This window comes from Streptococcus mitis (genome assembly GCF_013305725.1).
Classification (GTDB): Bacteria; Bacillota; Bacilli; order Lactobacillales; family Streptococcaceae; genus Streptococcus; species Streptococcus mitis_BO.
The window spans coordinates 228811-244032 of sequence record NZ_CP047883.1 but is presented as its reverse complement, the minus strand read 5'-3'; the positions used below and the strand labels follow the sequence as shown (position 1 = coordinate 244032).

At 42.1% G+C, this 15222-nt stretch carries 16 protein-coding genes; 5 read left to right on the top strand and 11 right to left on the bottom strand.

Going from position 1 to position 15222, the window contains the following annotated elements; genetic code table 11:
- Window positions 1-81: 81 nt before the first annotated feature.
- The 3 genes from rpmH to M594_RS01240 all read right to left on the bottom strand — a co-directional run bounded on the left by rpmH (window position 82) and on the right by M594_RS01240 (window position 2034).
- Window positions 82-216 carry a 50S ribosomal protein L34 gene (rpmH, locus tag M594_RS01250; protein ID WP_000831905.1) on the bottom strand — a complete coding sequence of 45 codons (135 nt, stop codon included), beginning with the start codon at window positions 214-216 and terminating at the stop codon, window positions 82-84.
- 144 nt (window positions 217-360) lie between these two features.
- Window positions 361-1575: a pyridoxal phosphate-dependent aminotransferase gene (locus M594_RS01245; RefSeq protein WP_000666455.1), complete on the bottom strand. Its 1215-nt coding sequence runs from the start codon at window positions 1573-1575 to the stop codon at window positions 361-363.
- Window positions 1576-1731: 156 nt separating this feature from the next.
- Window positions 1732-2034 carry a hypothetical protein gene (locus M594_RS01240; RefSeq protein ID WP_173875757.1) on the bottom strand — a complete coding sequence of 101 codons (303 nt, stop codon included), beginning with the start codon at window positions 2032-2034 and terminating at the stop codon, window positions 1732-1734.
- 161 nt (window positions 2035-2195) lie between these two features.
- Here M594_RS01240 and M594_RS01235 point away from each other — a divergent pair, with 161 nt between their 5' ends.
- Complete coding sequence (locus tag M594_RS01235) at window positions 2196-2648, top strand: universal stress protein (protein ID WP_000079148.1); 453 nt, start codon at window positions 2196-2198, stop codon at window positions 2646-2648.
- 127 nt (window positions 2649-2775) lie between these two features.
- Here M594_RS01235 and M594_RS01230 read toward each other — a convergent pair whose 3' ends face one another.
- Window positions 2776-4167 (bottom strand): Cof-type HAD-IIB family hydrolase, encoded by a 1392-nt coding sequence (locus M594_RS01230; RefSeq protein ID WP_173875756.1) that lies wholly within the window; start codon window positions 4165-4167, stop codon window positions 2776-2778.
- A gap of 65 nt (window positions 4168-4232) precedes the next feature.
- On the opposite strand from M594_RS01230, the gene M594_RS01225 reads away from it, so the two are divergent.
- The gene (locus M594_RS01225) at window positions 4233-5195 is read left to right on the top strand and encodes an asparaginase (protein WP_173875755.1); all 963 of its coding nucleotides are present in this window, start codon (window positions 4233-4235) and stop codon (window positions 5193-5195) included.
- A 51-nt stretch (window positions 5196-5246) separates the two neighbouring features.
- Here M594_RS01225 and ccpA read toward each other — a convergent pair whose 3' ends face one another.
- Window positions 5247-6257, bottom strand: coding sequence for a catabolite control protein A (gene ccpA, locus M594_RS01220; protein WP_001090628.1), 1011 nt, complete (start codon window positions 6255-6257; stop codon window positions 5247-5249).
- 237 nt (window positions 6258-6494) lie between these two features.
- Here ccpA and M594_RS01215 point away from each other — a divergent pair, with 237 nt between their 5' ends.
- The gene (locus tag M594_RS01215) at window positions 6495-6812 is read left to right on the top strand and encodes a DUF960 domain-containing protein (protein WP_049522427.1); all 318 of its coding nucleotides are present in this window, start codon (window positions 6495-6497) and stop codon (window positions 6810-6812) included.
- Window positions 6813-6857: 45 nt separating this feature from the next.
- Here M594_RS01215 and folK read toward each other — a convergent pair whose 3' ends face one another.
- The 6 genes from folK to M594_RS01185 all read right to left on the bottom strand — a co-directional run bounded on the left by folK (window position 6858) and on the right by M594_RS01185 (window position 12940).
- Complete coding sequence (folK, locus tag M594_RS01210) at window positions 6858-7670, bottom strand: 2-amino-4-hydroxy-6-hydroxymethyldihydropteridine diphosphokinase (RefSeq protein WP_173875754.1); 813 nt, start codon at window positions 7668-7670, stop codon at window positions 6858-6860.
- A 158-nt stretch (window positions 7671-7828) separates the two neighbouring features.
- Entirely contained in the window at window positions 7829-8383 is a 555-nt protein-coding gene (gene folE, locus M594_RS01205) for a GTP cyclohydrolase I FolE (protein ID WP_000380921.1), read from the bottom strand.
- Window positions 8364-9686 carry a bifunctional folylpolyglutamate synthase/dihydrofolate synthase gene (locus M594_RS01200; protein WP_023947035.1) on the bottom strand — a complete coding sequence of 441 codons (1323 nt, stop codon included), beginning with the start codon at window positions 9684-9686 and terminating at the stop codon, window positions 8364-8366. Before M594_RS01200 ends, folE begins: the two co-directional genes overlap by 20 nt.
- Window position 9687: 1 nt before the next feature.
- On the bottom strand, window positions 9688-10668 hold the full coding sequence (folP, locus tag M594_RS01195; RefSeq protein WP_023947034.1) for a dihydropteroate synthase: 981 nt from the start codon (window positions 10666-10668) through the stop codon (window positions 9688-9690).
- A gap of 93 nt (window positions 10669-10761) precedes the next feature.
- Window positions 10762-11469 carry a CPBP family intramembrane glutamic endopeptidase gene (locus M594_RS01190; RefSeq protein WP_023947032.1) on the bottom strand — a complete coding sequence of 236 codons (708 nt, stop codon included), beginning with the start codon at window positions 11467-11469 and terminating at the stop codon, window positions 10762-10764.
- A gap of 52 nt (window positions 11470-11521) precedes the next feature.
- The gene (locus M594_RS01185; RefSeq protein WP_173875753.1) at window positions 11522-12940 is read right to left on the bottom strand and encodes an NCS2 family permease; all 1419 of its coding nucleotides are present in this window, start codon (window positions 12938-12940) and stop codon (window positions 11522-11524) included.
- A gap of 189 nt (window positions 12941-13129) precedes the next feature.
- Here M594_RS01185 and M594_RS01180 point away from each other — a divergent pair, with 189 nt between their 5' ends.
- On the top strand, window positions 13130-13942 hold the full coding sequence (locus M594_RS01180; protein WP_173875752.1) for a Cof-type HAD-IIB family hydrolase: 813 nt from the start codon (window positions 13130-13132) through the stop codon (window positions 13940-13942).
- A gap of 224 nt (window positions 13943-14166) precedes the next feature.
- A complete protein-coding gene (gene adhP / locus M594_RS01175) occupies window positions 14167-15186 on the top strand; it encodes an alcohol dehydrogenase AdhP (RefSeq protein ID WP_173875751.1) in 1020 nt (339 codons plus the stop codon).
- Window positions 15187-15222: the final 36 nt, after the last annotated feature.

Here is a 15222-nt window from a genome sequence, read left to right as displayed (position 1 = left end):
ATAAAGCCTTTTTAACTTTTTTACAAAAATAAAAATCAGTAGACTCGAGTTCCTACTGATTTTTGTTATGGTTCGTTTGGATTATGCAGCCAAAACTTTGCGTCCTTTACGACGACGAGCTGCCAATACGCGACGACCGTTTTTAGTTGACATACGGTTACGGAATCCGTGTTTGCGCGCACGACGAAGTTTACTTGGTTGATAAGTACGTTTCACGATGAATACCTCCTCATAGATTTTGTATTCGTTTAGCCGGCTATAAAGTGATCAGTTACTAAACATACTTTACTATTCTATCTGATTCTTTTACTTTTGTCAATAGCTCTAGGCAAATGTTTCCAGCTTTTTCGAATGTAAGCCCTATCTACGATACTGTTTCAAGAAACGAGTCATCTTTTCTTGGATTTGGGCTAGTTCATCAACACGAGGAAGGTAAACGATACGGAAGTGGTCTGGTTCCTGCCAGTTAAAGCCTCGACCATGAACCAAGAGAACCTTTTCCTGCTTCAAGAAATCAAGGACAAACTGTTCATCATCATCGATACGGTACATATTGCGGTCGATTTTAGGGAAGATATAGAGTCCAGCCTTAGGTTTAACCGCAGACAAACCTGGAATATCTTGAATGGCATTGTAAATGAAATTTCTTTGCTCGTAAATTCGTCCACCAGGAAGGAGCAATTCATCGACCGATTGGTGGCCACCTAAGGAAGTTTGTACGACTTGTTGGGCCAAAACGTTAGAGCAAAGGCGCATATTGGATAGCATATTGAGCCCTTCGATATAGCCCTTGACATGAGTCTTAGGTCCAGACAAGACCATCCAACCCACACGGAAACCAGCGATACGGTGGGATTTTGACAGACCATTCATGCTGACACAGAAAACATCTGGTGCCAGGCTCGCCACAGGCGTATGCACATGTCCATCCATGACCATGCGGTCGTAAATTTCATCCGCAAAGATAATCAAATCGTTTTGACGGGCAATCTCAATAATTTCCAGCAAGAGTTCCTTAGGATAAAGGGCTCCAGTTGGGTTGTTTGGATTGATAAGGACGATTGCCTTGGTATTAGAAGTGATTTTTGACTTGATATCGTCAATATCTGGGTACCATTCTGCAGCTTCATCACAGATATAGTGAACGGCATTTCCTCCAGCTAGGCTGACAGCCGCTGTCCAAAGGGGATAGTCTGGCATTGGCACCAAGACCTCGTCTCCATTGTCCAAAAGCCCCTGCATGGACATGACAATCAACTCACTGACACCATTTCCAAGGTAGATATCATCAATATCTACGTTTGGGAATTTCTTCAATTGGCAATACTGCATGATAGCCTTACGGGCTGAGAAAATCCCTTTGGAGTCAGAATATCCTTCACTATCACGCGCATTCATAATCAAGTCATGAATGACCTCGTCTGGCGCTGTAAAGCCAAATTCTGCTGGATTTCCTGTATTCAGACGTAAAATCTTTTCTCCGTTTGCTCGCATCCGCATGGCTTCTTCCAAAACAGGACCACGGATATCATAAGCAACATGCTCTAACTTACTAGACTTGTTATATTCTTTCATCTTGTTTCCTCAATTCATCGAGATAGTAACATTATACCACTAGAAAGGGATTGCGACAAGTTTACTGAAATGTGTTATTAAAATCCTACAGAATAAAAACCTCGCTAAAAGCGAGGTCAAGACAGGGGAGATAGCAGGTATTTTGCGAAAGTCACATCACATACCAAAAGATAAACCTAGAAAAAGCAAGCCTAAAAAGGAGTCATAAAGAAGATTGAACATGAGAAAAAGTCCCCATATCATCAAGTAATCCCAACGCCCACTTCGTTTTGCAACCAGGAATAATAGAAAATGGTAGAGTAGGTGAAAGACTAAAAAGCCAACAAAACCTGGATAGAGAAGCGGTACCAGACTCTCTAATTGCCAGATCATGATAACTTCTAGCAAGACTGAAACTAGGATGATGCCATAATAAAGAAAATTTGATTTTTTTGCTTCTTGAAAAGAGATTTTCATCATTCTCCCTCCCTTCACTTCTTTCCTGCTATCCTTTCTTTTATTTTATCATATATTTATATAGATTTTAAGCGCTAACATTCTTTTGAAAAATACTTTTTTTGCTTTACTTCTATAGTGAAAAGGTTTACAATTATAGTAAGAAAATTTCAGGAGGTTTCATTATGGCACAACGTTACCAAAATATCATGGTCGCAATCGATGGTTCTAAAGAAGCGGACTTGGCTTTTGTCAAGGGAGTTCATTCTGCTCTACGAAACGACGCTAAACTCACCATCGCACATGTCATTGACACACGCGCGCTCCAAAGCGTATCCACCTTTGATGCTGAAGTTTACGAAGAACTCCAAGTCGACGCTGAAAGTCTGATGAAAGAGTACGAAAAACGTGCTAAAGATGCTGGTGTGGCAGATGTTCATATCGTCATTGAAATGGGAAATCCAAAGACCCTACTAGCACGTACTATTCCAGATGCAGAGGAAGTAGACCTCATCCTCGTTGGTGCAACTGGTCTCAACGCCTTTGAACGCCTCTTGGTCGGCTCTTCATCTGAATACATCCTCCGCCATGCTAAGGTCGATTTGCTGGTTGTGAGAGAACAAGAAAAAACCTTATAATCACGAAGAAAAGGAGCTCAGCGCTCCTTTTTGTTTACTATTTATACTCAAATTCAAACCACGTCAACGTCGCCTTGCCGTACTCAAGTACAGCCTACGGCTAGTTTCCTAGTTTGCTCTTTGATTTTCATTGAGTATTATTTCTCTCTTTATGGCGTTCATAAGCCTTGAGCTGGCGCTGCAGTTCCTTTTTAATAGCAGGTTCTGGAGCATATTTTTCTTCCCAATCATCTGGTTTTAAGATTTTATGGGTCACTGGATCAAAATGAGCCTTGCCATCTGGAAAAATTTTCCCCATATTGGCCTGATGGACAATATCAAAAATACGTTCTGGATCCACCCCCATCAAAACAAAACTACCGTAGGTAAAGTAAAGCGTGTCAATCAAGGCATCCACTTGCCCTATCAAATCTTGCTGAGCAGGGGTCTTCTTGGCTACTTTATCTGCCGCCTTATCAAGAGCTTGATGAAGTTGCAATAGAGCTTGATCAAAGTCCTCTTCAGAAGGACTGGCAGCTCGAACAAATTCCACCAATTCTTCTATTTTAAAGCCAGCCCTGTGGGTTGCACCTTCTAAATCCCAAGCTCGAGGTTCTTCTTGGGTTCGTTCATCCATCATGTGGTGGAAGGTCTTGACCTTATTGAAATGATAGTCACGGCTGACAAAGACTTTTTCTGAGGCCAGAACACCAAAATGTTCCAGGGCCTTGTGGATTCCATCTTGCTGATTGCTGGTAGTGATGTGCTTGGCAACTTCCTTGACACTGCTACTACCATTTCCCATAGCGACCGACATACCGACACCCGCCAGCATTTCTAGGTCGTTATCGGAGTCACCAAAGGCCATCACTTGGTTGAGATCAAAACCATATTCTTTCCCAACTCGTCGAATGCCTTCCAATTTAGAGTTTCCTTGATTGATGACATCTGCTGCAAAAGGATTGCTACGTGTCAATTTCAAATCTTCAAAATCAGCTGCTGCCTTCTCAGATTCTTCTGGTGTCATCAGCATCAAAACTTGGTAGATAGGCTGATTCATCAGATGAAGCAGGTCTTCTTCCTTTTGGGGAACAACCTTGCTGACCATACGATTAAAGGAATGGCTCACCGTCCGAGTTAAAACTGAGGGAACGAAGCGACTGATTCGTTGAGAAAAAGAACCCAGACCAAAGGACATGATTTTGGAACCCAACATGGCATCCTTAGTCCCTAGGGCAATCTCCTTACCCTCTTTTTTAGCATAAGTAATGAGCTGGCGCAAATGTAACTTGGAAATAGGGCTCGTGAATAAGACTTTGTCTTTATTAAAGATATACTGGCCATTGTAGGTTACCGCAAAATCCAGATCCAAATCGTCCATCAATTTCTTAACAAAAAAAGGTCCTCGTCCTGTCGCTACGCCGACCAGTACCCCTTGTTCTTTGACAATCTTAATCGCGTCCTTAGTGGATTTCAAAACACTCTTGCGATCGTTGACCAAGGTTCCATCGATATCAAAAAAAACAGCTTTGACTTCCATCCTATCCCAATCTCCCCTTTTGTGATACAATGATTATACCACATTTCAGAAAGAGTGAGTAAATCATGCCTAAGAAAATCCTTGTTTTACATACAGGCGGAACTATTTCCATGCAGGCCGATGCTTCTGGCGCTGTTGTGACAAGTTCAGATAATCCCATGAACCATGTGTCCAACCCACTTGAAGGAATACAAGTCCACGCCTTGGACTTTTTTAACCTGCCAAGTCCTCATATCAAACCCAAGCATATGCTGGCCCTCTACCAAAAAATCAAAGAGGAAGCAGATAACTACGATGGAGTGGTGATCACACACGGGACCGATACTTTAGAGGAAACAGCCTATTTCCTTGATACCATGGAAGTTCCCCATATGCCTATCGTTCTAACAGGGGCCATGCGCAGCTCAAATGAACTCGGCAGTGATGGTGTTTATAATTATCTGAGTGCTTTAAGGGTGGCTAGCGATGACAAGGCTGCTGATAAAGGAGTTTTGGTTGTTATGAACGATGAGATCCACGCTGCCAAGTATGTTACCAAAACACATACGACCAACGTCAGCACCTTCCAGACTCCAACACACGGGCCACTTGGTCTCATCATGAAACAGGAAATACTCTACTTTAAAACAGCTGAACCTCGTGTTCGCTTTGACCTTGATCACATACAAGGCTTAGTCCCTATCATCTCTGCTTATGCCGGTATGACAGATGAGCTGATTGATATGCTGGATTTGGAACAATTGGACGGTTTGATTATCCAAGCCTTCGGAGCTGGTAATATTCCCAAAGAAACGGCTCAAAAATTAGAAAGCCTTCTGCAAAAAGGAATCCCAGTCGCTCTGGTTTCACGATGCTTTAACGGTATAGCGGAACCTGTTTATGCCTACCAAGGTGGGGGCGTGCAGTTGCAAAAAGCAGGCGTTTTCTTTGTCAAAGAACTTAACGCCCAAAAAGCCCGCCTAAAGCTCCTTATTGCCATCAATGCCGGACTAACAGGGCCAGCTTTGAAAGACTATATGGAAGGCTAATACTCTTCTCTAAAAACAAATCAGGAAATCTTCACGATTCCCTGATTTTTTCTATTTACGTTTTCGTGTCGAACGACGTTCTGTCAAACCATGAGGTAAGAGAACTTCACGTTCTTCCAACTCTTCCTTGTGCATAATCTTAGTCAACATACGCATACTAATGGCACCAAGGTCATAAAGAGGTTGGGCAATAGTGGTCAAGTTTGGACGGGTAAAGCGTGAGACTTGCGAATCATCACTAGTAATGATTTCAAATTCTTCTGGTACTGACACACCCTTATCAGCAAGGCCGTTCAAAACACCTGCTGCCAACTCATCACCTGTTACAACTGCTGCAGTTGCGTTTGATGAAATCAAGCGTTCTGCCAAGGCATAGCCATCTTCATAAGTGTATTTAGACTCAAATACCAATCCTTCGCTATAAGAAATCCCTGCTTTTTTCAAGGCTTCCTTGTAGCCAACCAAACGAACCTTACCATTGATGTCATCCACTAGTGGACCGCTTACGAAAGCAATGCGCTCATTTTCTTTAGCAAGGTAGGTTACTGCATCAATCGTTGCTTGTTTGTAGTCAATATTGACACTTGGAAGCTGATGTTCTACATCCACAGTTCCTGCAAGAACAACCGGTGTCCGAGAACGAGAAAACTCTGAACGAATTTTTTCAGTCAAGTGATACCCCATAAAGATGATACCATCCACTTGCTTAGAAAACAGTGTATTGACAACTGAAACTTCCTTGTCATCATCCTCATCACTATTGGCAAGGACGATATTGTACTTGTACATTTCAGCGATATCATCAATCCCTTTAGCAAGCGTTGAGAAATAACCATTGGTGATATTGGGGATCACGACACCGACAGTGGTTGTCTTTTTACTTGCAAGACCACGCGCCACAGCATTTGGACGGTAATCCAAACGATCAATCACCTCGAGTACTTTTTTACGGGTATTCTCTTTTACATTCTTATTGCCATTGACTACACGGCTAACTGTCGCCATTGAAACACCTGCTTCACGGGCGACATCATAAATCGTTACTGTATCGTCTGTATTCATTCCATTTCCTTTCTATATCATACCTCACGAGACTCCAAAAAAAGAGATGGTATGAAAATTTCGTTTTCATGGTTCTACTTATTCCATTTTATCACTATTTGTAAACACTTTCAAGCGTTTTTTGAAGATTATTTGAAAAAATTTCATAGGAAGCTATGTTTATGAAGAAAAAATCACCTTTTCTTGATTTTTAATCCTATTTGCTGTATGATAAGGGAAAAGAAAGGGGGAAGAAATATGGCTTTTACCAATACCCACATGCGGTCAGCTAGTTTTGGCATTGTTACCAGCTTACCCGATGATGTCATTGACTCTTTTTGGTATATTATTGACCACTTCTTAAAAAATGTCTTTGAATTGGAAGAAGAACTCGAGTTTCAATTGCTCAATAACCAAGGAAAAATTACCTTCCACTTTTCAAGTCAACACCTCCCTACAGCCATTGATTTTGACTTTAACCATCCTTTCGACCCTCTTTATCCCCCGAAAGTACTGGTTTTAGATATGGACGGTAGAGAAACTATCCTCCTCCCAGAAGAAAATGACCTATTTTAAAAACTCTAGCCTTCAGTTACAAGCGACTGAAAACTAGAGTTTTTTCTATTGTTTCAAAGCATTATACAAGTTGCGGATCGGTTGCTTTAATGTCGGATGGATAAAATGAGGCGCAATTTCCTGTAAGGACTCAAGGACAAAAAGGCGTTCCGCTATGTAAGGATGAGGCAAGATGAGGTCGTCTGTATAAAGAATCTGATCCTCCACAAAGAGCAAGTCCAAATCAATCAAACGAGGTCCCCAATGTACTTCTCTCACCCGTCCCATCTCTGACTCAATGGCTAACAAGGTCTCTAATAGAACTGGGGCAGGCAACCAGGTTTCAACCTCAACCACTTGATTAGCAAAGCTATCTTGCTCCACACCACCCCAAGGCTCCGTCGTCAAGACACTGGACTCTTTGAGAATATGGATACCTCGATCTCGCATTTTCTCAATGGCTTGTTTCAAGTTTTCTCGCTTATCCCCCATATTGCTTCCTAGGGCGATAGAGGCCCGTTGCTTGCGACGATGAATGGTTACCGAGCAAGTATCTAGCGGCAAATGCACTGGCGCCCAAGGTTTTTTCAGTTCCAGCTGAATTTCTTGGACAAGAGGATAAGCCTCAAAAGTACGTTCCACCAGTTTATAAGCTACCGTTTCAATCAAATCTTCACTCGTTTCCTGAAACCAAGTCGTCCACTGCTGACACAGTTCTCCGTAATGGACAGAGGCTGTTAAATCCAAATCTGTAGCCGCCTTGGTCATATCATAGGATAAGATAGCTGAAACGACAAACTTCTGCCCCAATTCTTTCTCACTGGGAAAAAGACCATGATAGGCAAAAATTTCCAAATCCTTAATCTGCAGTTGATCCATAATGATTCCTTTCTAGAAAAATCCGCCTAAAGCGGATTCTTTTTATACTCAATGAAAATCAAAGAGCAAACTAAGAAGCTAGCCGCAGGCTGCTCAAAACACTGTTTTGAGGTTGCAGATGGAAGCTGACGTGGTTTGAATTTGATTTTCGAAAAGTATTATAGTCCCATTAAACGATAAGCCTGATCTCGAAGATCCTTATCTGTTTCAAATAGACCACGAGCTACTGTCGTCAAGGTTGCAGTGCCTGGTTTTCTAACACCGCGCATGCTCATACACATATGTTCCGCCTCAATAACAACAAAGGCTCCTTTAGCGCCTAGATAGTCCATCAAAGCATCGGCTACTTCGATATTCAATCGTTCTTGAATTTGTGGTTTTTTCGAATAAACTTCAACCGTACGGGCTAGCTTAGACAAACCTGCCACACGGCCATCTGGAATATAGGCAATATGCGCTCTACCATAAAATGGCAAGAAGTGGTGTTCACACATAGTATGGAAAAAAATATCCTTTTCTACCACCATATTATCGTCAATAATCTCAAAGGATTTGGACAAATGTTCCTCTGCTGTTTGACCAAGACCTGAAAAAATCTCTTGGTACATACGAGCGACACGAGCAGGTGTTTCCTGCAAGCCCTCGCGATTAACGTCCTCTCCTACAGCCTCGATAATCATTTTTACAGCTGCTTCAATCTTTTGTGTATCCATTCTCGTTTTTCCTCTCCATCAGATAGGCTCTCACTTGGCTCAAGAAATACAAGGAACCCGTGACAATCCTAACTGTTTTTTTCTCTTCTTTTTTATCTGTCAATTTCTGCTCTAGAAAATCCTGCCAACCTTGGTAGCTGAGATTTCTAGACTTAGCTGCCTCTTCCAGCACTTTTTCATCAGTCGCCCGACTATCGTCAAAATGTGTCAGAGTAAGCTCGGTATCTGGCATGGCCCCCAGCAAGTCCAACATATCCTCCAAGGCCTTGGTTTTGATACAAGTAAAGAGGATTTCCTTACGATAATCCGCAAAGCGTTCTTGCAAGGTTGCTAATAAAGCCTTAATAGCATGGGGATTATGGGCTCCATCCAAAATCATCAAGGGAGTTCTTGACACGACCTCCAAACGCCCTGGCCACCTTGTTTCTTCCATAGCTTGAGCAAGCAAGTAATTGCTTGCTAGCTCTCGACAATCTTCTTGACAAAAATTATCAAGTAAAGCTATGGCCATCCCAGCATTCTCTATCTGGTGCAAACCAAGCAGGCCAGTCTGGAAGCGACCTTGTCTGACAACACTTGTATAGTCAAAGACTTCGCCTGTAACCACACTCTTTTGATAGCTGACCTTATAATCTGCCCCGTAGGCAAATCTCGGCGCATCTTTCCCTTCCGCAATGCGGTCAATCACAGCCAAAGCTTCTGGAGCAATACGACCTGTCACCAAGGGAATACCTTGTTTGATAATACCAGCTTTCTGCTCCGCTATGGCTTCCAAGGTGTCACCAAGTAGGGCTACATGGTCCAATCCAATGGTCGTAATTCCTGTTAAAATTGGCTGGCAGATATTGGTACTATCCAAGAGTCCACCCATGCCGACTTCCATGATAGCCACATCTACTTGCTCTGTGGCAAAGTAGTCATAGGCCAGAGCTGTGATAATCTCAAACTCGGTTGTTCCTTGTAAAGCAAGGCCCCTCTCCCCCTCAAGCAAAGACTCATAGTTTGCCATGAGGGCTTCTAGTCTAGCTTCGGGAATGGATTCCCCATTGATGCTAATCTGGTCTGTATAATGAATGAGATAGGGCGAGCTGAACACACCAACTCTCAGGCCTAGCTTTTCCAGCATATTTTTCAAAAAAGCAATAGTCGAACCCTTGCCATTGGTCCCTCCGATATGGATAACCTTGAGTTTGAGATGGGGATTGCCACGCAAAGCTAACAGTTCCACCATTCGTTCCAAGCCAAAATGCGGTTGGTCCGTCCGATAGTTGACAATCCACTGATTGTTTTCAATTTCTTTCATCTTATTTATATTGTTTTAAATCTAAATTTTCCGCTTCATCAGCCAGACGAATAGCGGAGGCAATTTCAACTGCCATCCTGTGACTAGCTACGTCATGCACGCGCACCACTTCTACACCCTGTCTCGCAGCGATACTAGTTACATGAGCCGAAGCCGTATCTCGATTACGGAAACCAAGTTCTGTCTCAGGATTGACTTCAAAGCCATTTTCTTCAAGGATATTGATTACAAACCTCTTGCGCGACACTCCAAGAAAGATTGGATACCCCTTCTGATGTAGTGTATCCAAGTCCCGTAAAAGAAGCAGATTTTCTTTCTTGGTCAGACCAAAGCCGATTCCTGGATCCAGCAGGATGTTTTCTTGTGCAATTCCAGCTTGATTTGCTCTCGCTAGTGCTCGTTCAAAGAAAGTCTCCATCAACTCTTCGATTGGCAATGTTTCAAAGTCAGCTAACTCTTCCTCTGTAAAAGCTTGTCCAAAACCAAAATGAGGAAATATGAGCGCGCTAGGGTGCTGAGGTCGCGCCATAACTGGATTAAACATAATGACTACTTTCGCTCCAGCCTTAGCAACCACATGAGCCATTTTCTCATCACCCATAAGACCAGTGATATCATTGACTAGATTGGCACCAGCAGCCAAAGCAGCCTCTGCCACCTGACTTTTCCAAGTATCAATGGAAATGAGGACATTACTTTCCTTGCGAATCGCTTTAATCACTGGAACAACACGCTGGATTTCCTCTTCTATCTCAACATAGCTACTTCCCGGCCGAGGCCGAGTCGATTCTCCGCCGATATCGATCATACTAGCCCCTTCTGCTATCAATTTACGAGCCTGCTGGAGTGCCTGCTCAAGAGCAAAAAATTGACCACCGTCCGAAAAGGAGTCTGGGGTTACATTAATAATTCCGCAAATAGATGTCTTTGAATGATTGGCTTTACTTGACATATCGGTCACTCCCTCAAGGTTTTTCATCATATTATTTCTCTATTTTACCATAAAAAGAAAAAGATGGACACGATTGCATTCATCTTTTTCCCAGTAGAAACAAGTAAGCAATTGTCAAAAATCTTAAACAGAAATCCCTAATGTCCGACTCATGATCACCACAAGAGCCAATAAACAGAAGGCTACCCCATTAACAATCATGTGAAGCAAGATAGACATTTCCAAACGTTGGGTTTTGTAAGCCGTCCAAGATAGAACAATCGACATACCTCCATAAATCAATAAAGAAGGTAAATTACTTGGTTGATGCAATAAAGCAAACACAATCGTACCGACTACAAATCCCAAGTTCTCTTTTCCTCGGAAAATCTTTTTAGGAATAATCCCACGGCACAAGATTTCCTCACAAATCGGAGCAAGCAAGGCCAGTAAGAAGAAACTGGAAATCAGAGAACTATTCTGAACCATATCGTTAATCTGAGACTGGTTACTTGTTGTCGTCTCATTTGACAGTTGTAACAAGATAGAACCAAGTATATTTGACCCGATAATAACTAAATAACTCAAGCCCAAACGTGCCAAATCCTTCGCTCTAAAAAAAGAAAAATTAAAACTTGCTAATTGCGTTTTACGAGCTCCAAAAATAAATAGTGCCAAAACTACAATCGAAATACCAGCAACTATCAGTCCTGACTGCAACAGTGGTACTGCATTTAAAGTTAAAATAGCAGTAACCCCTATAGGAATCTGATATAAAATTGTCGCCAGCAAAAAGATTAACAGCCAACCTGCACGATTCAATAATTCTTTCCACATATTTTTCTCTTTCATCACCCATCTCCTTTATATTAAAAAAGGGGGAAAATCCCCCTGGGTTATCCTATTATAAGGCCATACTGATGTAGTTAAGGATAAACAAGGCATCCAAAATCCAAATCATGACATGAACATCTTTAGCTTGACCTTTAACAAGCTTAGTCAAAGTGTAAGTCAAGAAACCAACTGCAATCCCTTGAGTGATAGAGTAGCTGAATCCCATAAAGATAGATGTGAAGAAAGCAGGAACCGCTTCAGACATATCATCCCAATGGATATTTTTCAAGCTAGCCAACATCATAATCCCAACGATAATCAAGATTGGAGCTGTAGCGGCTGTTGGTACAATCGCTAGAAGTGGGCTAAAGAAGCTTGAGATCGCAAAACAGATTGCCACGACCAAGGCTGTCAAACCAGTACGTCCACCTGCACCGATACCAGCAGCAGACTCGACATAAGTCGTTACGTTCGAAGTACCAGCGATGGCACCAATTGAAGTACCAATCAAGTCAGAGTAAAGAGCCTTATCCAACTTAGCTGATTGGTGGTTTTCACCATTTGTCGCTACGATACCAACTTTTTCACCTGTACCGATCAAGGTACCAATTGTATCAAAAATATCTGTCAATGAGAAGGCAAGAATAGCCATCAGAGTTTCAGGCAAGCGAGCTGTATCTGAAATCAAAGCTCCCAAACCTTCTGAACCAAGAGCTGCACCAAAGACTGTCTTCAAATCTTCAAAGGCTGCACCAACATGGTTATTAGCAAAATCGATGCTTGACAAATCTACCAAACCAACTGCGATAGCAAGAATAGTTGTTGTCAAGATAGAGAGGATAATTCCCCCTTTAATTCCTTTGATAACAAAGAAGATTGTAATGGCCAGTCCTGCAAGTGCCACCAAAACAGCTGGGTTATTAAAGTCAACCAATCCTGGAACTGCTGAAGAGTTTGCTGCAATCGTTGCTTGAGCTTTGTCAGCCCCTTCTCCTACAACAGTATAGTTACCTGGATCGATCGTAAATTTCAAAAATCCAGCATTCTTAATTCCTACGTAGGCAAGGAAGACACCGATACCAGCTGAAATAGCTGAGCGAAGAGCATTTGGAATCGATTCAATGATCATTTTACGAACATTTGTCAAGGTAATAATCAATGAGATAATCCCACAGATGAAGACCATAGCTAGGGCTTCTTGCCAAGAATAACCAAGTCCAAATACGACTGTAAAGGTAAAGAAAGCATTCAGCCCCATACCTGGCGCTTGGGCATAAGGTAAGTTAGCGTAGAAGGCCATCATCAGGGTACCAGCAACTGCACCGATAATCGTTGCGAGGAATACACCCTGAGCAGGCATTCCTGTTTGCGAAAGAATTTGTGGGTTTACAAAGAGAATATAACTCATTGCAAAGAAAGTTGTTAAACCAGCGAGAACCTCTGTACGAACGTCTGTACCGTTCTCTTTTAGTTTAAATAATTTGTCCATTATTAATCTCCTTTTAATTTTTACGAACAATAATAGAATTATATCATTTATCATTCACTTTTTCAATATCTTTGTTTGATTTATTTAAGAATTTGATGAAATTTCTTTTTTTGTTTCGAATCTGATTTTCTGCCTGCTTTCTGTTATAATAGTAGACATCTTATCTGAAAAGACACTAGAAAGGTCCCTATGACGAAAAAAATTATTGCAGTTGACCTGGATGGAACCCTACTCAACTCAGACAGTCAAATTTCTGACTTTACCAAAAGAACCATTAAAAAAGTTGTTGAAAAAGGCCATCAGGTTATTATTACGACAGGACGCCCTTACCGCATGTCAAAAGATTTTTACCGTGAACTAGGCTTAGACACTCCTATGATTAACTTCAACGGCTCCCTCACTCATTTACCAGACCAAGTTTGGAACTTTGAAAAGTGTTTAACCGTAGACAAAAAATATCTGCTAGACATGGTTCAACGTTCAGAGGACATTCAAGCCGATTTTATCGCTGGAGAATATCGTAAAAAATTCTACATTACAAATCCTAATGAAAAAATTGCCAATCCTAAACTATTTGGTGTAGAAGCTTTCCAGCCTGAAGATCAATTCCAGCCTGAGTTAGTAACCAAGGATCCTAACTGTATTCTGTTGCAGACCAGAGCCAGTGACAAGTATGCCCTTGCAAAAGAAATGAACGCCTTCTACCAGCATGAACTGTCTATCAATACCTGGGGAGGGCCGCTCAATATCCTTGAGTGTACCCCAAAAGGTGTCAACAAGGCCTTTGCTTTGGACTACTTGCTCAAGGTAATGAACCGTGATAAAAAAGATTTGATTGCCTTTGGAGATGAACACAATGATACCGAAATGCTCGCTTTTGCTGGGAAAGGTTATGCAATGAAAAATGCCAACCCAGAGCTACTTCCCTATGCAGATGAGCAAATTTCCTTGACAAATGACCAAGACGGGGTTGCCAAAACCCTGCAAGATTTATTCTTATAGTCCATTCTGACCAGCTTGCAAGCTGGTCTTTGTGCTCTTTTCACAGTCTCATCAACCAGTTAATCGATTGTTCTACTTTTTGCCTCCAAAACCTTGGAAAAGGCTTTCTTTTGTGATATACTTCACATATAAATACAAGAGAGCTCGTCATACTCGACTCTGTTGACACAAAATCAATCCAGTCCTGTTTCTCCTGCTCTCAGTTAATATCAAGGAGGATAGCTATGAAAGCTGTTGTTGTAAATCCAGAAAGCACTGGTGTTGCTGTTGAAGAAAAAGTACTCCGTCCACTTGAAACTGGGGAAGCACTTGTAGAAATTGAATACTGCGGTGTTTGCCACACTGACCTCCACGTTGCCCATGGCGACTTCGGTCAGGTACCAGGACGTGTCCTAGGTCACGAAGGTGTTGGTATCGTTAAAGAAATTGCCCCAGATGTGAAAAGCCTTAAAGTCGGTGACCGCGTCAGCGTTGCTTGGTTCTTCGAAGGATGTGGCACTTGCGAATACTGTACAACTGGTCGCGAAACCCTTTGCCGTACAGTGAAAAATGCTGGCTACTCAGTAGACGGTGGTATGGCTGAACAATGTATCGTAACTGCAGACTATGCTGTTAAAGTTCCGAACGGACTTGATCCAGCCCAAGCTTCTTCTATCACATGTGCTGGGGTAACAACCTATAAAGCTATAAAAGAAGCAAAAGTTGAACCAGGTCAATGGGTTGTTCTTTACGGTGCTGGTGGACTTGGTAACCTAGCTGTTCAATACGCTAAAAAAGTATTCAATGCTCATGTTATCGCAGTTGATATCAACAATGACAAACTTGGCCTTGCAAAAGAAGTAGGCGCTGACATTGTTATTAACGGCCTCGAAGTTGAAGATGTACCTGGACTCATCAAAGAAAAAACTGATGGTGGAGCTCATTCAGCTGTCGTAACTGCTGTGTCTAAAGTTGCCTTCAACCAGGCTGTTGACTCAGTTCGTGCCGGTGGTCGCGTAGTCGCTGTTGGTCTTCCTTCTGAAATGATGGAACTCAGCATCGTCAAAACCGTTCTAGATGGAATCCAAGTCATCGGTTCTCTTGTTGGAACTCGTAAAGACTTGGAAGAAGCCTTCCAATTCGGTGCAGAAGGTTTAGTAGTTCCAGTTGTCCAAAAACGTCCAATAGAAGATGCCGTAGCCATTTTCGACGAAATGGAAAAAGGTCAAATCCAAGGACGTATGGTACTCGACTTCACCCACTAATCTATTAGAAACCTATTTTAAAAGTTGGAATGCGCT